This window comes from Phytohabitans rumicis (assembly GCF_011764445.1).
GTDB lineage: Bacteria > Actinomycetota > Actinomycetes > Mycobacteriales > Micromonosporaceae > Phytohabitans > Phytohabitans rumicis.
Genome location: NZ_BLPG01000001.1, coordinates 3,095,543 through 3,116,089, shown reverse-complemented (window position 1 = coordinate 3,116,089; position 20,547 = coordinate 3,095,543). Strand labels below are relative to the sequence as shown.

Here is a 20,547-nt window from a genome sequence, read left to right as displayed (position 1 = left end):
CCACAAAGATCCACCAGACATGCCCTAGTTTGGTAGATGTGATCCGGACAGTACTGAACGTGCTCTGGTTGATCTTCGGTAGCGGGATCGTGTTCGCCATCGGGTACGGCATCGCCGCGCTGATCTGCTTCGCGCTGATCGTGACGATCCCGTTCGGGGTGGCCTCGCTGCGGTTGGCGCACTACTCGCTCTGGCCGTTCGGCCGCACCCTCGAAGCCAAGCCGAGCGCCGGCCTCGGTTCCTTCGTGGCGAACGTGCTGTGGGTGGTGCTGGCGGGATGGTGGTTGGCGCTGACGCACATCGTGGCCGGGGTCGCCCAGTGCATCACCGTCATCGGCATCCCGTTCGGCATCGCCAACTTCAAGCTCGTCCCGGCGGCCCTATGGCCCCTAGGCCGCGAAGTAACCCCCACCTAGCCCGCCCCTCCCTCCCCGCCGCGCCCTCTTCGCGTCGCGCGCTCTCTCCCCGTCGGGCCCTCCGTGCGTCGCGCCCTCTTTTGCGTCGATCAAGGGCATATGGTCGTGCTTTGATCTCTAAACCACGGCCATATGCCCTTGATCGACGGGTTTTTCCTTGATCGGCGGGCGCGGGGTGGGGTGCCGTTGGCAGCTCCGGGGTCCAGATCTTGGTACGAAATCGCGGTCAGGGCGGTCAGGCGACGACTTCGTACCAAGATCCGGCTGGGCCTCCGGGCCTCCGTTGCGTCGATCAAGGACTTTTCCGTCGATCAAGGGCAAATGGTCGTGGATTGGAGATCAAAGCACGACCATATGCCCTTGATCGGCGGGCTTTTCCTTGATCGACGGGGCGGGTGGGCCGTGGGGCGCGCGGGGAAGGATCTTGAGGAAACGAAGTGGTAACAAACCCTTGACGGGGCGGGTGGGCGGCGCAAACTCCCTGGAAACGTTTACAAGTGAGCTGCGGAGGTACGACCGGTGGGTCGTAAACGTTTACAAGATGCTGCCGACGGGCGGCCGACGGTGCACACCGTCGCCGCTCGGGCCGGCGTGTCGATCGCCTCCGCCTCCCGGGTGCTCAACGGCGTCGGCGGGAGTCCGGAGACCGTGCGGCGGGTGCGTGAGGCGGCCGCCGCCGTCGGGTACGTGCCGAACGCCATCGCCCGTTCGCTCCAATCCCAGCGCACCGGACTGATCGCGTTCGCCGTCGAGGACATCGGCAACCCGGTGTACGTGGCGATGATGCGGGCGATCGAGGCGGTGGTCGCCGAGTCGGGGCACCAACTGCTCGTGCACGCCACCGGCGGGCAGGTCGCCAGCGAGACCGCGTTACTGCGCCGGCTGGCCCACCGTTACGTCGATGGCATGATCATCTCACCGATCCGGATCACCGCCGCGCACGTGGCGGCCCTCACCACCACCCCCGTGCCGGTTGTCGTGATCGGCCAGCTCGCGGACGACGTACCCGTGGACAACGTCCGGACCGACTCGCGCTCCGGCATCGCGTTGGCCGTGGACCACTTGGTCGCGGCCGGGCGTACCCGGATCGCCTTCCTCAACGGCCCGCTCGACACCGTGCCCGGCGTCGCCCGCGACGCCGGCTTCCGCGCGGCGCTTGAGCGCCACGGCATGCCCGTCGACCTCATCGAGGTCGGCGATTTCCAGTACGCGCCGGGGCGCGCGGCCGCTGAGCGGCTGCTCAGCCGGGCGGAGCCCGACGCGATCGTGTGTGCCAACGACCTCATCGCGGTTGGCGCGCTGCACGCGTTGCTGGTGGCCGGCAAGCGGGTGCCCGAGGACGTCGCCCTGGTCGGCATGGACGACACCGAGCTGGCGCAGATGTCGTACCCGCAGATCTCCAGCGTCTCGCTCGGCTCCGAGGAGCGCGGTCGGCGCGCCGCCCGCCTGCTGCTGGAGCGCATCGCCGACGGTGCCCTGCCGCCGCGGCGCGAGCACGTCGCACCCAGCCTGGTGATCCGGGCCACGAGTGGAGGCGTCCAATGACGACAGTCGCAGAGGCGCCGCCCGCCGCGAGGAAGCCGGATTACAAGGCCCGCGCCCGATCCGACCGTACGACCGTCTACCTGCTCCTGCTGCCGGCCCTCATGCCCGTGCTGATTCTCTCGGTGGTGCCGCTGCTGCGGGGCATCTACCTCGGGTTCACCGACGCGCGCGCGGGCCGCAACGTCGACACCAGCTTCACCGGGATCGAGAATTACCGCGAGCTGATGAACGACGACCTGTTCTGGAGCGCGTTCCGGATTGGGCTCGTGTGGTCGTTCGCGGTGACGATTCTCCAGTTCGTCCTCGCGCTCGGGCTGGCGCTGCTGCTGAACCAGCCGCTGCGCTTCCGCGGGTTCGCGCGGGTGATGGCGCTCGTGCCGTGGGCGATGCCGCCGGTCATCGTCGGCATCATGTGGCGTCTCGTCTACCACCCGGATGCCGGTCTGCTCAACGAGGTGCTCTATCGAGGCGGGGCGGAAAGCCTGCAGCACAACTGGCTCGGTGACTTCGGCACCGCGCTGCCGGCGGTCATTCTCGTCGGTGTCTGGTCCGGCATGCCGCAAACCACCATCGTGCTGCTGGCCGGTCTGCAGGGCGTACCGCGGGAGCTGCACGAGGCGGCGGCGGTGGACGGCGCGACGACGTGGCAGCGCTTTCGCAGCGTCACGGTGCCCAGCCTGATGCCGGTCATCGTCGCCATCACCACGCTGGACTTCATCTGGAACTTCAACTCGTTCGGCCTGGTCTACGTCCTGACGGCCGGCGGGCCGGGCGGCCGCACGATGCTGCCGATGCTCTTCGCGTACGAGGAGGCGTTCCGCTACGGCAACTACGGGTACGCGGCGGCGCTCGGCAACGTCATGGTCGTGATCATCGTGGCGCTGCTGGCGGTCTATCTGCGGCGCCGGCTGAGGGAGGCCAACGTATGAACCGCACCGGGCCAATAGCGAAGACGCTCCAGTACCTCGCCCTCGCCGGATACCTCATCTTCCTCGGCTTCCCGCTCGTGTGGATGCTGTCGACGTCGTTCAAGCCACCACGCGAGATGGTGGAGATTCACCCGACGCTCATTCCACACAACCCCACGCTCGACAACTACGTGGAGGCGTTCACCGAACAGGAGCTCGGCCGGGCCGCGCTCAACAGCCTCCAGGTGTCGCTGTCGACGGCGGTGCTCACCGTGCTCGTCGCGCTTCCCGCGTCGTACGCGTTGGCCCGCTTCAAGACCCGGCTCGGTACGGCGGCGCTGGGCTGGGTGCTGCTTTCCCAGCTCTTCCCGTTCGTACTCCTGGTGATTCCGTTGTTCCTGATCCTGCGACAGGTCGACCTGGTCAACACCCACGTCGGCCTCGTCCTGGTCTACGTCGTGTGGGCACTCCCGTTCGCGCTGTGGATGCTGCAGGGCTTCGTCCGCAACATCCCACGCGAGCTGGAGGAGGCCGCCGCCGTGGACGGCGCCACCCGGTTGCAGGTCCTGCGCCGGGTGGTCGCCCCGCTCCTCGCGCCCGGCGTGGTCGCCACCTCGCTGTTCGCGTTCATCTCCGCCTGGAATGAGTTCTTCTTCGCGCTCGTCCTGCTCAAGAGCCCCGACCTCGCGACCCTGCCGGTGACCCTGGCCAGGTTCGTCGGGGTCGAGGGCATCGCCCGACTCGGACCCCTCGCCGCCGGCTCCCTGCTGGCGACGATCCCGAGTCTTCTCTTCTTCGCATTCCTGCAGCGCCGGCTCACGTCCGGATCGCTTGCCGGTGCCGTTAAGGGTTAGGAGTCTCATCGATGCTGAGAAAACTGGTGGCCGTGTCCGCGGCGCTCCTCATAGGACTGTCCGGCTGCGGCGGCGGGGGCGACGACGAGGAGCCGAGCAGCGGCCCGGTCAAGCTGCGCTTCCTGAGCCTGGCGTGGCAGAAGGACTCGCTGGCGGCCAACAAGGAGCTCGTCGACAAGTGGAACGCCGAGCACGCCGACATCCAGGTCGAGTACGTCCAGGGCGACTGGAACTCGGTACACGACCAGCTGCTGACCTCGTTCGAGGGCGGTGACGCGCCGGACGTCTTCCAGTACGAGAGCGCGGCCATCGGCGAGTTCGCCAAGCAGGGCTACCTGGCCGACGTGTCCGGCCTGCTGGGCGGCGACTTCAAGTCGGAGATCAGCCAGGGCATCTGGGACACGGTCACGGTCGACGGCAAGGTCGTGGGCGTGCCGTTCCTGCTGGAGTCGCAGGTCGTACTGGCCAACAAGAAGCTGCTCGACGCGGCCGGGATCACGGTGCCGGCGGCCGGCCAGGGGTGGACCTGGGACGAGTTCCAGGCCAACGCGCAAAAGCTCACCAAGGGCGGCACCTACGGCGTCGCGTGGGCGCTGAAGTCGCCGACCAACCGGGTAATGAACCTGTCGCTCAACTTCGACGGCAAGTTCTTCTACACCGACGGCGGCAAGACCGAGGTGAAGGTCGGCGACGCGGAGAAGGAGATCCCGCGCCGCATCCACGACATGCTCTACGTGACGAAGTCGGCCTCGCCGGACGCGGTGGGCATGGGCGGCACCGACCCGCTGCCCGGCTTCTTCGCCGGCAAGTACGCGATGCTGCCCGGCGGTGTGTTCCTTCGCCAGCAGATGGTAGAGCAGGCGCCGGCCGGCTTTGAGTGGGTGACGCTGCCGCCCATCAAGGGGCTGAGCGCCAACCAGGCCGCCAACCCGCAGACGCTGTCCATTTCGGAGGACTCGAAGGCCAAGAAGCAGGCCGCGCAGTTCGTCGAGTACTTCCTCAACCCGGCCAACCAGGCCCGGCTGGCGCAGGGCGACTGGCTCGTGCCCACCGGCAAGAAGGCCGGCGAGGAGCTGGTGAAGGCGACCAGTGGCAAGCAGGGCTGGGACGTCGCGGTGGCGAGCGCCAACGACCTGACGATCGCTCCATTCCAGACGGTCAGCGGCTACCCGGAGTGGAAGACCAAGTACGCCACGCCGGCGCTTCAGCAGTACTTCGCGAACAAGATCACGCTGGACCAGCTCGGCACCCAGCTTGTGGATGGTGGGAAGCAGGTTTTGCGGTAGTCATGCATGGGAGTCTTCTGCTCGACAAGTCGGTCGGCTGCCTCGTCGGCGCCGCAGTGGGCGATGCCCTCGGCGGTGCCACCGAGACGGCGCTACCCGAGGAGATCCGGACCCGCTACGGCGGCTGGGTGGAAGGCATCGTGCCCCCGTTCCACGAGAACTGGGCCACGAGCCGGCCGCTCGCGCCGTACCACAAGGGCGATGGGCACATCACCGACGACACGTTGATGACCCACGCCCTGGTCCGGGCCTACGCGAAGAAGCGCGACCACCTCGACGCGTACGACGTCGTCGAGCTGCTCGTGCCCGACCTGATCGAGCGGGAGGTCTACATCCCGGACCTGGAGCGCGAGGCGGTGGCCTTCCACCGCCTCGCGGCCGCCGAACGCTGGCTGGTAACCCGGCTGCACCACGCGCACGCCGACCCGCGTGAGGCGGGCGTGGGAAACATCGTCAACTGCGGTGCGGCGATGTACATGGCGCCGGTCGGCATCGTCAACGCCGGCGACCCGGCCGGGGCGTACGCGGAAGCCATCGAGATCGGTGGGGCGCACCAGCACAGCTATGGCCGCGAGGCGGCCGCGGTGTTCGCCGCCGCGGTCGCCGCGGCGATGGCGCCGGGCGCGGGCGTCGACGACGTGGTGGACGCGGCGCTGGAGCTGGCCCGCGACGGGACCGGCGCGGCCATCGCCGCCGTGGTCCAGGCCGCACGCGGGTACGCGGACACGCGCGCCGCCATCGCGCCACTGCGCGCGGCGGTGGCGCCGTACGACACGGTGGGGGAGGACTACCGCACCCCGGGGTTGGGGGCGCGGCGACCGAGCCGGCTGCACTCCATCGAGGAGCTGCCGGTCGCGCTGGGAATGCTGGTCGTCGCGAACGGGGGATACCGGGAGGCGGTGCTGGGGGCGGTCAACTACGGTCGGGACTCCGACTCGACCGCCACCATGGCGGGTGCGATCGCCGGTGCGCTCGGGGGCGCCCCGGCGGTACCCGCCGAATGGTCCACTGTGGTGGCCGAGGCGTCCCGGCTGGACCTCGCCGAGCCGGCCCGCGTGCTGGCCGCCGTCGCGTCGGAGGTGTTCGCCGCCGACGCCGCCCGGTACGCCCGGCGCGTGGAGCGCTTCAAGGGGCTCTCACGTCGGGAGGCGCAGTGAGGCTCACCTGGACCACGCCCGAGGAACTGCTGCCGTACGAGCTGATGGCGAGCCGGGACGAGGGCCGCGACGTGTCCGCCGTGGAGGCCCGGTGGGCGGCCGCTGGTGGCCCGCTCACCGCCCCGACCAGCGGCGCCTCCGTCCCGGGTGACCCCGCGCTCCGCGCCCTAGCGCTGGAACTGCTCGACGCGCTCCCCGCGCCCGAGTGCAAGGAAGGGCCCCCTCCTATGCAAAAAGCGATAACAGGGGGCCCTTCCTTGCACTCGGAGCGGGCGCTGGGGGCGTGGCTGGGGCGCGCCGTGGGCTGCGTACTCGGCAAGCCGGTGGAGAAGATCCCGCGGCGCGGCATCCGCGAAATCCTGGAGGCAACAGGCCGGTGGCCGCTGAAGGCGTACTTCACGGCAACCGGCCTACCGGAAGACGTCGCCGCCCGGTGGCCGTGGAACAAGCGCAGCGCGAAGACCAGCCTCGCCGAGAACATCGACGGCACGCCCGAGGACGACGACCTGAACTTCGCCCTCCTGGCGCTGCGGATCCTCCAGGCGCACGGGCGCGACTTCACCAGCGCGGACGTGGCCCAGGCGTGGCTGGACTGGCTGCCGGCCGGCCGGGTCTTCACGGCCGAGCGGGTGGCGTACCGGAACCTGCTACTTGGGCTGGTGCCGCCGGAGACCGCGCGGCACCACAACCCGTTCCGGGAGTGGATCGGGGCGCAGATCCGCGCCGACGTGTACGGCTGGACGTCACCCGGCCGGCCGGACCTGGCCGCCTCCCTGGCGTACCGGGACGCGGTGGTCAGCCACGTCGGCGACGGCGTCAGCGGGGCGATGTGGGTGGCCGCGATGACGTCCGCCGCCGTCGTGGCGTCCACCGTGGACGAGGTGCTGGACGCCGGCGAGTCGGTGCTGCCGGACGGGCCGTTCGCCAGGGCGGTACGGGAGGCGCGATCCCTGCGAGGGGACTGGGAGTCCATCGTCGACGCGGTCGAGAAGCGGCACGGGCACCTGCACTGGGTGCACGTACGCAACAACGCGGCGCTCGTGGCGGCCGCGCTCGCGTACAGCGGTGGCGACTTCGACCGTGGGATCTGCGCGGTGGTCAGCGGCGGCTGGGACACCGACTCCAACGGCGCCACGGTCGGCTCCGTCCTGGGCGCGCTGACCGGCGGCTCAGGCATCCGGCCGGAGTGGACCGGGCCGCTCAAGGGGCGCCTCACCAGCAGCATCGGCGGCTTCGACGGCGTCACGTTCGAGGAGCTGGCCACGCGTACCCGGGAGGTGTCCTCATGACCGCGAAGGTCGTCGTTGTCGGCAGCGCGAACCTGGACCTGGTGGTGACCGCGCCAACCCTGCCGCGTGCCGGGGAAACGGTGCTCGGCGAGGCGTTCACGACGGTGCCGGGCGGCAAGGGCGCCAACCAGGCCGTCGCCGCGGCCCGCGCGGGTGGGCGGGTGGCCTTCGTCGGGGCGGTCGGGCACGACGCCTTCGCCCAGCCGCAGCGCGACAACCTGGCCTCGGCCGGGGTGGACGTGAGCCTGCTGCGCACGGTGCCGGGCCCCTCCGGCGTGGCGTTGATCGCCGTGGACGAGCAGGCGGAGAACCTCATCGTCGTCGCCCCGGGGGCCAACGCCGCGCTGACCGAGCTGTCCACACCGGACCGCGAGGCGATCGCGGGCGCCGACGTGCTCCTGTGCCAGCTGGAGATACCCGTGGACACGGTGGCCCAGGCGGTCGCCACGGCACGGGACGCCGGGACGGTGGTCGTGCTCAACGCGGCGCCGGCCCGGACGCTGCCGGCCGAGCTGCTGGCCATGGTGGACGTGCTGGTCGTCAACGAGGGTGAGGCCGAGGTGCTGGCGGGCCGGCCCGCTGAGCCCGGGGACCTGCTGGACCTGGTGCCCCGGGTGGTGATGACGCTCGGCGCCCGGGGCGCGGCGTACGCCGACCGGGACCGCCAACGGCTCGACGTCGCGGCACCACGGGTGCTGGCGGTCGACACCACGGCCGCCGGGGACGCGTTCACCGGGGCGCTCGCCGTCGCCTGGGCGGAGGGGCGGCCGGTGGAGGACGCCATCCGGTGGGCCTGCGCCGCCGGCGCGGCGTGCGCCACGAAGTTTGGCGCGTCCAGTTCGCTCCCTGTGCGTGCGGAGATCGACCATTTACTGGGTGTGTCGGCGTGAATCCGTACGTGCCGCGCCTGATCGACCTGCCAACACACGTGCCGCTGGATGAGGACGCGGACCTGTCCACCCTGGACGAGGCGAAGATCTTTGCCGCTCCGGACGACCCCGCGCGGTGGCCGGACTGGCGGGATCGGCTCACCGCCTGGCGGTCCGGTGCGCGCCAGCGCCTCGACTACGAGGGCCGGCACTACGACGAGGTACCGGGCGACTGCTTCAGCGTCTGCCTGGCCTGGCTCTGGGACGAGACGCTCTACGACCACGAGCGCGGCGAGTTCACAGTGGACGCCTTCCTGGACGCGGCGGAGCGCGACTTCGGCGGCTTCGACGGCGTGGTGCTCTGGCACGCGTACCCGGTGATCGGGCTGGACGATCGCAACCAGTTCGACTTCTACCGGGACGTCCCGGAACTGCCCGACGTGGTGCGCGCCATCCAAGCCCGGGGCGTACGGGTCTTCGTCGACTACAACCCGTGGGACACCGGCACCCGGCGCGAGCCGGTCACCGACGAGGCGGCCGTGGCGGGCATCGTGTCGTGGCTCGGGGCGGACGGCGTGTTCCTGGACACCCTGAAGGAGGGCGCCGGCAAGCTCCGGGCCGCCCTGCCGCCGCACGTGGTGCTCGAAGGCGAGTCGCGGGTGCCGCTGGCCCGGATCGAGGACCACGCGATGTCCTGGGCGCAGTGGTTCGCCGACTCGGCGGTGCCCGGCGTACTGCGGGCCAAATGGTTCGAGCGCCGGCACATGCTGCACCACACCCGCCGCTGGCACCGCAGCCATCTGGACGAGCTGCACTCGGCCTGGCTCAACGGCGCGGGCGTCCTCGTGTGGGAAAGCGTCTTCGGGGTCTGGGTGGGCTGGAGCGAGCGGGACCGCGCGCTGCTGCGCGCGATGCGCCGGGTCCAGACCAGCCACGCCGCGTGGTTGCGGTCCGAGGACTGGACACCGCTCGCGGACCACGCCGGCGGCCAGGTGTACGCCTCGCGCTGGGTGCACGACGGCGTGCCACTGTGGACCGTGGTCAACCAGGGCGGCGACGTCGACGGCCCTTGGCTGGCAACGGAGCGCGAAGACCTGGTCGACCTGATCACCGGCTGCCCCTGACGCCGAAGGAGGGCGGGGCCGGCGGCCCGCTCCCCGCGGGCGGCATCGCGGCGGTCACGCCGGCCCGAGCAGCCATCGGGCCCGAACCGCCCTCCGCGGACGGGTCCTTCCCCGCGCGGGCGGCGGTGCGGATCGCCGTGGCGCGAGCGGAGCGGGACAGTGTGCCCGAAGGGATGCGGGCCGTCGACGGCGGGCGGCGGGATCTCGTGGTGCGCTATCGGATCCGGGAGACCGGCCTGTACGGCGAGGCGCCCTATGTGGACGAGTGGAAGCCGCTGCCGCCCCGCCTGCACAGCACCGGGACCCTGCACCGGACGGTCCACCTGGGTGCGTTCGCGATCGCGGCGCGCGAGGTGACCCACGGCGAGTACGCCGACTTCCTGGCGGCCACCGGCTACCGCCCAACCAGGGTGGAGCGGTTCGAGGCCGGGCGGGGGCCCGCGGACCGCCCGGTGACCCATGTGGACCTGGCCGACGCGCGGGCGTACGCGGCATGGGCGGGGGCGCGGCTGCCGACCGAGGACGAGTGGCAGGTGGCCGCCGAGGCGGGCTTGCTACTCCGGAGCGAGCCGCCGGTGTGGGAGCTGACCGAGAGCGAGCACACGGACGGGCGTACCCGGTTCGTGATCGTCAAGGGCGGCGCCGGCTTCCGGGCCGAGGGCTCGGACTGGTATTTCGACGGCGGCCCGCAGCCGCCAGAGGTGTCGGTGAAGCTGCTGGTCGCCGGCGCCGGGCTCACCCGTTCCAGCAACGTTGGTTTCCGGTGTGCTGTGGATCTGAGAGGAACCCCATGAAGCGGTTGTTCGTCGCGGTGCTGACCCTGCTCGTTATCGGGGCGTCCGGCACCGCCAACGCCGGCTCCTCCACCAAAGGCACGCTGGCGACGGCGAAGGCGGGCGACATCGACTACACCGTCTACCTGCCCCATGGGTACGCCGCGCGGAAGAACGCGAAGGTGCGCTACCCGGTGCTGTACCTGCTGCACGGGCGCGGCGACACGATGCAGGCGTGGACCCGCATCAAGGCCGACCTGGACGCGCTGATCGCCGACGGCAGCGTGCCGCCGGTCATCGCCGTGTTGCCGGACGCGGCATGGAGCGAGCGCGGCAACTGGTACGTCGACTCGGCGTACGAGTCCGGCAGTCAGGTGGAGACGGCGCTCACCCGTGACCTCGTGTCGCATGTGGACTCGACGTACCGCACGGCGGCGCACCGGGGAGCGCGGCTCGTCGGCGGGTACTCCATGGGCGGGTACGGCGCGCTCCGCTACGCGCTGGCCCACCAGGACCTCTTCGCCAACGCCCTGGTGCTCAGCCCGGCCGTGTACAACCCGCTGCCGCCGGCAGACTCCTCCGCCCGCGAGTACGGCGCGTTCGGCCAGGGCGGCGAGCCCTTCGTGGACGAGGTGTACCAGCGGCTGAACTACCCGGCGCTGCTGCCCACCCTCGACCGGGACCTGCCGGTGCACATGTTCATCGCGGTGGGCGACGACGAGTGGGCCAACCCCGACCCGGCCGACGCGAAGCACGACCTGGACTACGAGGCGGCGACCCTCTACAACGCCGTACGCCGGTCGGACGCGGTGGCGGCCGAGTTCCGGGTGCTCGACGGCGGCCACGGCTGGGACGTCTGGCGGCCCGCGTTCGTCGCCGGGCTCCAGCACCTGAGCGCCACGCTCAACGCCACCCCGCCGGCCACGCTGCCGGGGCCGATGCGGGGCACCGCGGGCGCGGACTGGGCCGGGGGCGTCACCGCCGGCGGCACGCTCGCCTACGCCGCCTCGGGGTCGATCAGCGGCCAGCCCTACGCGGGTGGGCTCGACGCGGTGGTCAGCCGAGCACAGTGGACCCGCCAGTTCGGCACCGCCGCCAACGACCGGCTGTACGGCGCGGTGGACACCGCGGACGGCGGCGTCATCGTCGCCGGGTACACGCGTGGCGACCTGGACGGCAAGCACCCGGGCAGCCCGGCGGACGACGCGTTCGTGGCCCGCTTCACGGCGACCGGCGAGCGCGCCTGGCTGACCCAGATCGGCGATCCGGCCAAGGCGGACCGCTTCTACGGCCTCGCCGCGGCCCCGGATGGTGGCGCGTACGTGGCCGGCTATTCGAGCGGGTCGTTCGCGCAACCCACCGCGGGGGACAAGGACGCCATCCTCGCCCGGATCCGGCCCGACGGCACCGTCGCCTGGACCCGCCAGCTCGGCGGTGCCGGGGAGGACAAGGCGTACGCGGTCGCCGCGAGCGCCGACGGCGTCTACGTGGCCGGGGTGACCTCGGCCGGGCTGCCCGGCGGCACCCACCTGGGCGGCACCGACGGGTTCCTGGCGGCGTTCGGTGTGGACGGTGCGCCGCGCTGGGTGGCTCAGGACGGCAGCACCGGCGACGACCTCTTCGGCGGCGTGGCGGTCGCCGGCAACGGGACGATCGTGGCGACCGGGGCGCTCGGCGGCGACGCGACCGCCGGGGCGCGCGACGTGCTCACCGCCGCGTACGCCACGGGCGGCGCCCAGCGGTGGCGCACGGTCGCCGGCGGCAAGGGCGACGACGCGGGCGCCGAGGTGGTCGCCCTGCCGGGCGGCGACGTGGCCGTGGTCGGGTTCACCGGCAGTGCGTTCGGCGTGCCGGTCGGCGGCGTGGACGTCTTCACGGTCCGCCTCAACAGCCGGGGCAAGCAGCAGGCGGCGTCCCAATTTGGAACGGCCCGCGCGGACGGTGCCGACGCCTTCGGGGAGGAGAACCTCTACGCCACGCTGGCCGGGGACCGGCTGCTCGTCACCGGCCTCACCAACGGCGACGTCTTCCTCACCGAGGCGACACCATGAACCCACCGCTCAACGGCGTACGGGTGGTCGAGCTGGCCACCCTCTTCGCCGGCCCGCTCGCCACCGCGTTCCTCGGCGACTTCGGCGCGGACGTGGTGAAGGTCGAGCATCCGGACAAGCCCGACCCGTCCCGCGGGCACGGACCCGCCAAGGACGGCGTCGGCCTGTGGTGGAAGGTGCTGGGGCGCAACAAGCGCACGATGACGCTCAACGTGTCCACACCCGAGGGTGCCGCTGTCCTCAAGCGACTTGTCGCCGGTGCCGACGTGCTCGTGGAGAACTTCCGCCCAGGCACCCTGGAGCGCTGGGGGATCGGGCCGGACGTGCTGCAGGAGGCCAACCCTCGGCTGGTCATCGCGCGCATCTCCGGCTTCGGTCAGGTCGGCCCGTACGCCCGCCGGCCCGGGTTCGGCACGCTGGCCGAGGCGATGAGCGGGTTCGCGGCCGCGACCGGGGAGCCGGACGGCCCGCCGACGCTGCCCCCGTTCGGGCTGGCCGACTCGATCACGGCGCTCGCCGCCGCGTACGCCGTCATGCTGGCCCTGCACGCCCGCCAGCGCACGGGCACCGGCCAGGTCGTCGACCTCGCCATCATCGAGCCCATCATGGCGATGCTGGGCCCGCAGATCACCTGGTACGACCAGCTCGGCTACGTGCAGCCCCGGCGCGGCAACCGGTCGGACAACAACGCGCCGCGCAACACGTACCGGTGCGCTGACGGCCGGTGGGTGGCGGTCTCCACGAGCGCGCTCAGCATCGCCGAGCGGGTGCTGCGCCTGGTCGGCCGGCCCGACCTGGTCGAGCAGCCCTGGTTCGGCACGGGCGCGGGGCGGGCCGCGCACGCGGACGAGCTGGACGGCGCGGTGGCCGAGTGGGTGGCCACGCGCGACCGGGACGAGGTGGTCGCCGCGTTCGAGGCGGCCGAGGCGGCGATCGCCCCCGTGTACGACGTCCGGGACGTCCTCGCCGACCCGCAGTACGCGGCGCTGGAGACGGCGGTTGCCGTGCCGGACGAGGACTTCGGCGCGGTCCGGATGCAGAACGTGCCGTTCCGGATGTCGCAGACGCCGGGCGCGATCCGGCACGCCGGGCGGGCGCACGGACAGGACACTGTGGAGCTCTTCATGGAGCTCGGGTACACCGAGGCGGAGATCGACGAGCTGCGCGAGCACGGGGTGATCTGATGCTGCTCACCTGGCTCTACGTGCCCGGTGACCGGCCGGACCGGTTCGCCAAGGCGGTCGCCTCGGGCGCGGACGCGGTCATCCTCGACCTGGAGGACGCGGTCGCGCTTGCCCGCAAGGCGTACGCCCGCGGGGCCGTGGCGGAGTTCCTCACCGAGAAGCACGACGTGCCCGTCCTCGTCCGGGTCGGCGACCTCGACGCCGATCTGGCGGCCACCGAGGGGCGGCCGGGCTGAAACTGCCCAAAGTGGAGTCCGCGGAGGCCGTCAGGAGAGCGGCCCGAACTGCCATCCCACTGCATCCGCTCATCGAGTCGGCGGCCGGCGTGGAGGCCGCGTACACGATCGCCATGGCCCATCCCGCGGTGGCGAGCATCGGCCTCGGCGAGGCCGACCTGCGCTCCGACCTCGGCGTCACCGACGAGGCCGCGCTGGCGTGGCCGCGCGGCCGGATCGTCGTCGCCGCCCGCGCGGCCGGCCTGCCTCCGCCGGCGATGTCCGTGTACGCCGACCTGTCCGACATGGACGGACTGGCCGCGTCGTGCCGGCTGGGCCGGAGCCAGGGCTTCCTCGGCCGGGCGGCCATCCACCCCCGGCAACTCCCGGCCATCGTGGCCGCGTTCCGGCCGCCACCGGAGGAGGTGGCGCGGGCGATGGCCGTGCTGTCCGCGCTGGCCGACGGCGACGCCACCGTGGTCCTTCCGGACGGGCGGTTCGCCGACCGCGCGATGGTCGGCGCCGCCCGCCGCACCGTGGAACTCGCTGCCCGTTACACCTGAGGCACCAGCACGCTCAGGCAGGTGACGCACCCCTCCAGCTTCTCGAACTCGCTGATGTCCACCACGACGGGCGTGAAGCCGAGGTCGTCGAGGAGGGCGGCCGTCTTCGGCGCTGATGCGGCGATCAGCACCCGGTCACCGCCCAGCGGTACGACGTGGCAGCCCGGCTCCTCGTCCACCGTCCGCACCGCGGGAAAGACCGCGGTGTCGACGAGTCCGGGCCAGGTCAGGAACGTGCCGTCGGGCAGCGCGGTCACGGCCGACTTGAGGTGCAGCACCCGCCCCAGCGGTACGCCCACCACGCGCCGGTCGGGTAGCAGCCGGCGCAGTTGCCGGATCGCCTCGCCGTTGGTGCGCCCGCCACGGCCGACGTACACGGTGTCGCCGGCCTGGAGCACGTCGCCGCCGTCGAGCGTGCCGGGCGTCTCGATGCGGGTGACGTCCAGCCCGACCGCCCGTACGGCCGACTCGGTGCCGGCGACCTCCGGCCGGCGTTGCGGCGCACCGGATCTGGCGAGCACGGCCCGGTTGCCGCACACCAGCACGGTGTCCTCGACGAAGACCGAGTCCGGGCAGTGCTCGGCGGGCACCACGTCCCGTACCGTCCAGCCGGCGCCCTCCAGCGCGGCGCTGTAGGCGTCATGCTGTCGCCGGGCCAGCTCGATGTCCACAGTCGACCGTTCAATGTGGGTGACCAAACCCTCGGCGAGCCGGCTGCTCGGCCGCCGTACCAATGCGATGCCGTGATTCACCCGATCATGATGTCAGGAGGCGGCTTCCATGGCGCGCTGGATGGCACGGTAGATCTGGCCGAAGCGCAGCGCGTCCTCGCTGCGGATCAGGAGCGTCTCGGCGCCGTGGTGCTGGACCCAGATCTCGTGCACGGCGGTGCCGCGGTCGTACGACCGCTCCAGCGCCATCAACGGAAACTCCAGCAGCGGGGCGAGCGCCAGTGCCAGCACGGCGGCCGCGGCGAGCCCGATGAGCGCCGCGCCCAGCCGCTCGCTCCAGTCCGCGAAGAGCGCCGAGACCGCGCAGAGCGCGCCGAAGCCCAGCGGCGCGGTCAGCAGCGAGACGAGCACCCAGCGGCCGAGGATGCGCGAGCCCGACCGCAGCGTGAGCCGGGTCCGCGTGTGCCACACGTAGGTCAGCTCCGCGATCGGGTATGTCTGCCCACCCACCTGGATCGACTCCGACGTCACGCGTACGTTGTCATCCCGGTAGTAAAGGGCCACCCACTCAGTGTGACCTAAGCCCGGACCTCCAAGGCCCGCTGCAAGGCCCGGTAGATTTTGCCGAACCGCAGCGCGTCGCCGGTCTCCAGCAGCAGCACGGGCTGGCCCCGCCAGGTCGCCCAGATCTCCAGCTGGCGGGCGCCCCGGGTGTACGACCGGTCCATCTGCTCCAGCAGGACGTCGGCGAGCGGGCCGGCCGCGAGCCCGATCAGGCACGAGACGCCCACGATCGCGATGGTCACGGTGATCGACGAGTGCAGCAGGACCGCGACCAGGATGCCGATCGCGGCGGCGACCAGCGGACCCACCATCGCCGCGCCGAGCGCGCCCCGCCCGGCAACCGCGCGCCACGACCGGGCGCCCCGCGAGTGCCACACCCGGACCAGCTCGCGCAGCGGGTACGAACGCTCGCCCACCCGGATGGCATCCGAGGTGATCTGCACCGACTTGTCGCTGTAGTAGGTGACCATGGCCCAACTAGCCTACTGGCATGGCTGACTTTGTGCGCGTGGAGATCAATGACGGGATCGCCACCATCCGGCTGGACCGCCCGCCCATGAACGCCCTCAACACCCAGGTCCAGGAGGAGTTGCGCGCCGCCGCCGCGGCGGCCAGCGCCGATCCCGAGGTCCGCGCCGTCATCGTGTACGGCGGGGAGAAGGTGTTCGCCGCCGGTGCGGACATCAAGGAGATGGCCGACATGTCGTACGCCGACATGGCGGCACGCGCCACGGACCTCTCCGCCGCCTTGGGGGCTTTCGCCCGGATCCCCAAGCCGGTGGTCGCCGCCATCACCGGGTACGCCCTCGGGGGCGGCTGCGAACTGGCCCTCGCGTGCGACTGGCGGGTCGTCGCCGAGGACGCCAAGCTCGGCCAGCCGGAGATCAAGCTGGGCGTCATCCCGGGCGCCGGCGGCACCCAGCGGCTGGCCCGGCTGGTCGGCCCGGCACGCGCCAAGGACATCGTGCTGTCCGGCCGGATGGTGGACGCCGACGAGGCACTCCGCATCGGGCTCGCCGACCGCGTGGTCCCGGCCGCCGAGGTCTACGAGACGGCGGTGGCGCTGGTCAAGCCGTACACGAAAGGCCCTGCCCAGGCCCTGCGCGCCGCGAAGCTGGCGATTGACGGCGGCCTGGAGATGGATCTCGCCTCGGGCCTGGCCTGGGAGAGCCAGCTCTTCGCGGCCCTGTTCGCCACCGACGACAAGCGCGAAGGCATGGCCGCCTTCGTGGAGAAGCGCAAACCCCGCTTTGTGGGCCGCTGAGGTGGTTAGGAAGGGCCCCTTGCTATGCAAAAAGCGATAACAAGGTGCCCTTCCTTGCAGTGCACGCGGTGGTGGTGGCGCGCGATCGTAGACTGATCGGCATGCCAGCCGACCGGACGCCGACCTCGGGGCATGCCTTGGGGATCGACTTCGGCACGTCGCACACCGTCGCGGTGGTGCGGTGGCCGGACGGGCGCGCGCGTCCGCTGCTGGTGGACGGCTCGCCGCTGCTGCCGTCCGCGGTCTACGCCGAGCCGGGCGGTGACCTGGTCGTCGGCCGCGACGCGGTGCACAGCGCCCGCCTCGACCCGGCCCGCTTCGAGCCCAATCCCAAGCGCCGCATCGACGACGGCACGCTGCTGCTCGGCGACCGCGAGCTGCCGGTGGGCGACCTGGTGGCCGCCGTGTTCGCCCGCGTGGCGGAGGAGTGGGACCGCACCGTCGGCCGGGTGCGGCCGGAGATCACCCTCACCTGCCCGGCCACGTGGGGAGCCACCCGCCGCCGGCTGCTGGCGGGCGCCGCGGCCAGTGCCGGCTTCACCGGGGTACGACTGGTCGCCGAGCCGGTCGCCGCCGCGACCTACTTCGCGAAGGTGCTCGGGCGGGACGTGCCGATCGGCTCGGTCGTGGTGGTGCACGACTTCGGCGCGGGCACGTTCGACGCGAGCGTGGTGGCCCGCAAGTCCAGCGGCTTCGAGGTGCTGGCGGTCGACGGGCGCGACGACATCGGCGGCCTGGACGTCGACGCGACGATCATCACGTACATCCAGGAGACGTACGCGGATCGCGACCCGGCCGCGTGGGCCCGGCTGGCCAATCCGTCCACCGTGGAGGAGCGGCGCGCCAAGCGGCAGCTCTGGGACGACGTGCGGGTGGCCAAGGAACGGCTGTCCCGCAGCCCGTCCGCCGACCTGATGGTGCCGCTGCTCGACCTGGAGATCCACCTCACCCGGGACGAGCTGGAGAGGCTGGCCGCGCCCTTGCTGGACCAGACGGTCCGGGTGACCCAGGGCGTGATGCGCTGGGCGAATCTGCGCGACGGGCAGGTCGCCGGCGTGTTCCTGGTCGGCGGTTCCAGCCGGATGCCGCTCATGGCGACCCTGCTGCACCGGGCGCTGGGCGAGGCGCCCGAGGTCATCGAGCAGCCCGAGCTCGTCGTGGCCGAGGGCAGCATCCTGGCCGGCGAGGCGCTGCTGGCGACCGCGCCGCCCGCCCCGGGCCCGACGGCCTTGCAGGCAAGGATCCCGGCCGGGCCGGAGGCCACCGGGCCGGCCCGCCCGGTCTCGCCCGCCACGCCGCCGCCGGTGTCGGTGTCGCCCGCCCCGGTGTCCGTGTCGCCCGCGCAGCCGGCCGCCTTCGGCGGGGCGCTGCCGCCCACCCGGGTCGAGCCATTGCCGGCCGCGTCCGTGGAGCCGCTCACGCCGCCGGGCACCAGGGCCACGCCGGCACCGCCCGCCTCCGCGCCGCCGACGACCGCGTCGCAGCCGACCCCGGCGGCCCAGCCGCGCACGGTGGGCCGCGTGATCGTGCCCGGCGCCCAGCCGCCCGGACGCTCGCGCAGCCAGGCCGCGCCGCCGCCGGCCGCCACCCGCCCGCTACCGCGCTTCGAGCAGCCGGCGGGGACCCGGCCGCTCTCGACCCCACCGCCGGCCCCGCCGCCCCGCCCCCGGCGCTGGTGGCCCGTCCCATTTCGCCGCCCCGCGCCCGGTCTCGCCGCCGCCCCGGATGGTCTCCCCAGCGCCGCGGCCCTCCGTCCAGACGTACGCGTCGGAGCGGCGCCCCGGGCGGCTCGCCCGCACGTTCCGGACGCTCTTCATCCTGGCGCTCCTGATCATCGTGCCGGTCGTGGCCGGCGTGATCGCCTTTGCCTCGGCCCGCAGCCAGTCGCCGGTCGAGGTGATCAAGACCTGGGTGGACTGGCTCGGCGAGCGGGTGTAAACCGGCGAGTAACCTGCTCGCATGACATCGACTGAGCGGATCGAGGGACACGGCGGCGAGCTGGCGCTGGCGGCGCTGCGGGCGTACGGCGTGACGGAGATGTTCACCCTCTCCGGCGGCCACGTGTTCCCGCTCTACGACGCGGCGCACAAGAGTGGCTTCCCGATCTTCGATGTGCGGCACGAGCAGTCCGCGGTCTTCGCCGCCGAGGCGGTGGCCAAGCTGCAGCGCCGCCCCGGCCTCGCCGTACTCACCGCCGGACCCGGCGTCACCAACGGCATCTCGGGGCTGACCAGCGCGTACTTCAACGGCTCCCCGGTGCTGGTGGTCGGCGGCCGGGCGCCCGCGTTCCGGTGGGGCGCGGGGAGCCTCCAGGAGATCGACCATCTCCCGCTGGTCGCGCCGGTCACCAAGCACGCCGCCACGGTGCTGGCCACCGACGAGATCCCGGCCGCGTTCGCCGCCGCGCTGACCGCCGCGCTGACCGCACACCGGGGGCCCGCCTTCCTCGACCTGCCGCTCGAAGTGATCTTCTCGGTCGGCGAGGCCGACGCGGTGGCCGCTCCCGACGTACCCCTGCTGGAGCCAGACCCCGACGAGGTCGCGAGGGCCGCGCGGCTCATCGCCGCCGCGCAGCGTCCGGCGATCATCGCCGGCTCCGACGTGTACGCGGGGAACGCCGTCGCCGCGCTCCGGGAGGCGGCCGAGGCGCTGCAGGTTCCCGTGTTCACGAACGGCATGGGGCGCGGCGCGCTGCCGCCGGAGCACCCGCTGGCGTTCGCCAAGTCCCGCCGTGTCGCGCTCAAGGGCGCCGACGTGGTCGTGGTCATCGGTACGCCACTGGACTTCCGGCTGGGCTTCGGGGATTTCGGGGGCGCGCAGGTCGTACACGTGGTGGATGCTCCGGCGCAGCGCGCGGTGCACGTGACCCCGGCCGCGGCGCCGGCGGGCGACCTGCGGCTGATCCTGTCGGCGCTGGCGGACTACGCCGGCGAGCGCGAGGACCACGCGGCATGGATCGCCGACCTGCGCTTGGCCGAAGACGCCGCGAAGGCCCGCGACGCGGAGGAGATGGCCGCCGAGACCGACCCGATCCGGCCGGCCCGGGTGTACGGCGAGCTGCGCAAGGTGCTCGCCCGGAACGCGGTGACGATCGGCGACGGTGGCGACTTCGTCTCGTACGCGGGCAAGTACCTGGAGCCCGCCGAGCCCGGCACCTGGCTCGACCCCGGGCCGTACGGCTGCCTGGGCACCGGCCTGGGGTACGCGATGGGTGCCCGGGTGACGTACCCGGACCGGCAGGTCTGCGTGCTGATGGGCGACGGCGCCGCCGGCTTTTCGCTGATGGACGTCGAGTCGCTGGCGCGGCAGGGCCTGCCCGTCGTGATCGTGGTGGGCAACAACGGCATCTGGGGCCTGGAAAAGCACCCGATGCGCGCGATGTACGGCTACGACGTGGCCGCCGACCTCCAGCCCGAGCTGCGGTACGACGACGTGGTGACAGCGCTGGGCGGCGCGGGGGAGACCGTGGCCAAGGCCGGGGAGCTGGGGCCGGCGCTGAAGCGCGCCTTCGAGGCCGGCGTCCCGTACCTGGTGAACGTGCTCACCGACCCCGCCGACGCGTACCCCCGCTCCTCCAACCTCGCCTGACCTCGTCGCCGGACGGGCCGCGCCGATCAAGGACTTCCCCGCCGATCAAGGACTTCCCCGCCGATCAAGGACTTCCCCGCCGATCAAGGGCATATGGCCGTGGTTGGATCTCTTTTCCACGACCGTTTGCCCTTGATCGACGCGCAATCCCCTGATCGACGCTGGGGGTGTGGCGCGGAGGTCCGTCCGGGCCGCTCCTTGCTCGCTCGCCGCGTCGATCAAGGGC

At 72.3% G+C, this 20,547-nt stretch carries 20 protein-coding genes; 17 read left to right on the top strand and 3 right to left on the bottom strand.

What is annotated here, in order from left to right; all coding sequences use genetic code 11:
- Window positions 1-38: 38 nt before the first annotated feature.
- From Prum_RS13565 to Prum_RS13510, 14 genes are all read left to right on the top strand, one after another.
- On the top strand, window positions 39-416 hold the full coding sequence (locus tag Prum_RS13565; RefSeq protein ID WP_173076911.1) for a YccF domain-containing protein: 378 nt from the start codon (window positions 39-41) through the stop codon (window positions 414-416).
- 519 nt (window positions 417-935) lie between these two features.
- Window positions 936-1,961 carry a LacI family DNA-binding transcriptional regulator gene (locus Prum_RS13560; protein WP_246277872.1) on the top strand — a complete coding sequence of 342 codons (1,026 nt, stop codon included), beginning with the start codon at window positions 936-938 and terminating at the stop codon, window positions 1,959-1,961.
- On the top strand, window positions 1,958-2,890 hold the full coding sequence (locus Prum_RS13555; RefSeq protein ID WP_173076910.1) for a carbohydrate ABC transporter permease: 933 nt from the start codon (window positions 1,958-1,960) through the stop codon (window positions 2,888-2,890). The genes Prum_RS13560 and Prum_RS13555 overlap by 4 nt, the downstream gene beginning before the upstream one ends.
- Window positions 2,887-3,723 (top strand): carbohydrate ABC transporter permease, encoded by an 837-nt coding sequence (locus Prum_RS13550; protein ID WP_173076909.1) that lies wholly within the window; start codon window positions 2,887-2,889, stop codon window positions 3,721-3,723. The genes Prum_RS13555 and Prum_RS13550 overlap by 4 nt, the downstream gene beginning before the upstream one ends.
- An 11-nt stretch (window positions 3,724-3,734) precedes the next feature.
- Window positions 3,735-5,009 (top strand): ABC transporter substrate-binding protein, encoded by a 1,275-nt coding sequence (locus Prum_RS13545; protein ID WP_173076908.1) that lies wholly within the window; start codon window positions 3,735-3,737, stop codon window positions 5,007-5,009.
- Window positions 5,010-5,011: 2 nt separating this feature from the next.
- The gene (locus Prum_RS13540; RefSeq protein ID WP_173076907.1) at window positions 5,012-6,166 is read left to right on the top strand and encodes an ADP-ribosylglycohydrolase family protein; all 1,155 of its coding nucleotides are present in this window, start codon (window positions 5,012-5,014) and stop codon (window positions 6,164-6,166) included.
- On the top strand, window positions 6,163-7,455 hold the full coding sequence (locus Prum_RS13535) for an ADP-ribosylglycohydrolase family protein (protein ID WP_173076906.1): 1,293 nt from the start codon (window positions 6,163-6,165) through the stop codon (window positions 7,453-7,455). The genes Prum_RS13540 and Prum_RS13535 overlap by 4 nt, the downstream gene beginning before the upstream one ends.
- Window positions 7,452-8,345, top strand: a complete 894-nt coding sequence (locus Prum_RS13530; RefSeq protein WP_173076905.1) for a ribokinase — start codon at window positions 7,452-7,454, stop codon at window positions 8,343-8,345. The genes Prum_RS13535 and Prum_RS13530 overlap by 4 nt, the downstream gene beginning before the upstream one ends.
- The gene (locus Prum_RS49490; protein ID WP_218577230.1) at window positions 8,342-9,448 is read left to right on the top strand and encodes a hypothetical protein; all 1,107 of its coding nucleotides are present in this window, start codon (window positions 8,342-8,344) and stop codon (window positions 9,446-9,448) included. Before Prum_RS13530 ends, Prum_RS49490 begins: the two co-directional genes overlap by 4 nt.
- The gene (locus Prum_RS49485) at window positions 9,394-10,242 is read left to right on the top strand and encodes an SUMF1/EgtB/PvdO family nonheme iron enzyme (protein WP_218577229.1); all 849 of its coding nucleotides are present in this window, start codon (window positions 9,394-9,396) and stop codon (window positions 10,240-10,242) included. The genes Prum_RS49490 and Prum_RS49485 overlap by 55 nt, the downstream gene beginning before the upstream one ends.
- Window positions 10,239-12,272: an alpha/beta hydrolase-fold protein gene (locus tag Prum_RS13520; RefSeq protein WP_173076904.1), complete on the top strand. Its 2,034-nt coding sequence runs from the start codon at window positions 10,239-10,241 to the stop codon at window positions 12,270-12,272. The genes Prum_RS49485 and Prum_RS13520 overlap by 4 nt, the downstream gene beginning before the upstream one ends.
- On the top strand, window positions 12,269-13,456 hold the full coding sequence (locus Prum_RS13515) for a CaiB/BaiF CoA transferase family protein (protein WP_173076903.1): 1,188 nt from the start codon (window positions 12,269-12,271) through the stop codon (window positions 13,454-13,456). The genes Prum_RS13520 and Prum_RS13515 overlap by 4 nt, the downstream gene beginning before the upstream one ends.
- The gene (locus Prum_RS53765) at window positions 13,456-13,692 is read left to right on the top strand and encodes an aldolase/citrate lyase family protein (RefSeq protein WP_218577228.1); all 237 of its coding nucleotides are present in this window, start codon (window positions 13,456-13,458) and stop codon (window positions 13,690-13,692) included. Before Prum_RS13515 ends, Prum_RS53765 begins: the two co-directional genes overlap by 1 nt.
- An 11-nt stretch (window positions 13,693-13,703) precedes the next feature.
- Window positions 13,704-14,234, top strand: a complete 531-nt coding sequence (locus tag Prum_RS13510; RefSeq protein ID WP_218577227.1) for an HpcH/HpaI aldolase/citrate lyase family protein — start codon at window positions 13,704-13,706, stop codon at window positions 14,232-14,234.
- Here the strand turns inward: Prum_RS13510 and ddaH are convergent.
- The 3 genes from ddaH to Prum_RS13495 are packed head-to-tail and all read right to left on the bottom strand — an operon-like array spanning window position 14,225 to window position 15,939.
- On the bottom strand, window positions 14,225-14,986 hold the full coding sequence (gene ddaH / locus Prum_RS13505) for a dimethylargininase (RefSeq protein WP_173076902.1): 762 nt from the start codon (window positions 14,984-14,986) through the stop codon (window positions 14,225-14,227). The genes Prum_RS13510 and ddaH overlap by 10 nt on opposite strands.
- A gap of 12 nt (window positions 14,987-14,998) precedes the next feature.
- Window positions 14,999-15,469, bottom strand: coding sequence for a DUF6232 family protein (locus Prum_RS13500; RefSeq protein WP_173076901.1), 471 nt, complete (start codon window positions 15,467-15,469; stop codon window positions 14,999-15,001).
- A 14-nt stretch (window positions 15,470-15,483) separates the two neighbouring features.
- Entirely contained in the window at window positions 15,484-15,939 is a 456-nt protein-coding gene (locus Prum_RS13495) for a DUF6232 family protein (protein ID WP_173076900.1), read from the bottom strand.
- A 20-nt stretch (window positions 15,940-15,959) separates the two neighbouring features.
- Between Prum_RS13495 and Prum_RS13490 the strand changes: the two genes are divergently transcribed.
- The 3 genes from Prum_RS13490 to Prum_RS13480 all read left to right on the top strand — a co-directional run bounded on the left by Prum_RS13490 (window position 15,960) and on the right by Prum_RS13480 (window position 20,321).
- On the top strand, window positions 15,960-16,733 hold the full coding sequence (locus tag Prum_RS13490) for an enoyl-CoA hydratase/isomerase family protein (RefSeq protein WP_173076899.1): 774 nt from the start codon (window positions 15,960-15,962) through the stop codon (window positions 16,731-16,733).
- Between the two features lie 101 nt (window positions 16,734-16,834).
- Window positions 16,835-18,706, top strand: coding sequence for an Hsp70 family protein (locus Prum_RS13485; RefSeq protein ID WP_173076898.1), 1,872 nt, complete (start codon window positions 16,835-16,837; stop codon window positions 18,704-18,706).
- Window positions 18,693-20,321: an acetolactate synthase gene (locus Prum_RS13480; RefSeq protein WP_173076897.1), complete on the top strand. Its 1,629-nt coding sequence runs from the start codon at window positions 18,693-18,695 to the stop codon at window positions 20,319-20,321. Before Prum_RS13485 ends, Prum_RS13480 begins: the two co-directional genes overlap by 14 nt.
- The last annotated feature ends 226 nt before the right edge of the window (window positions 20,322-20,547 follow it).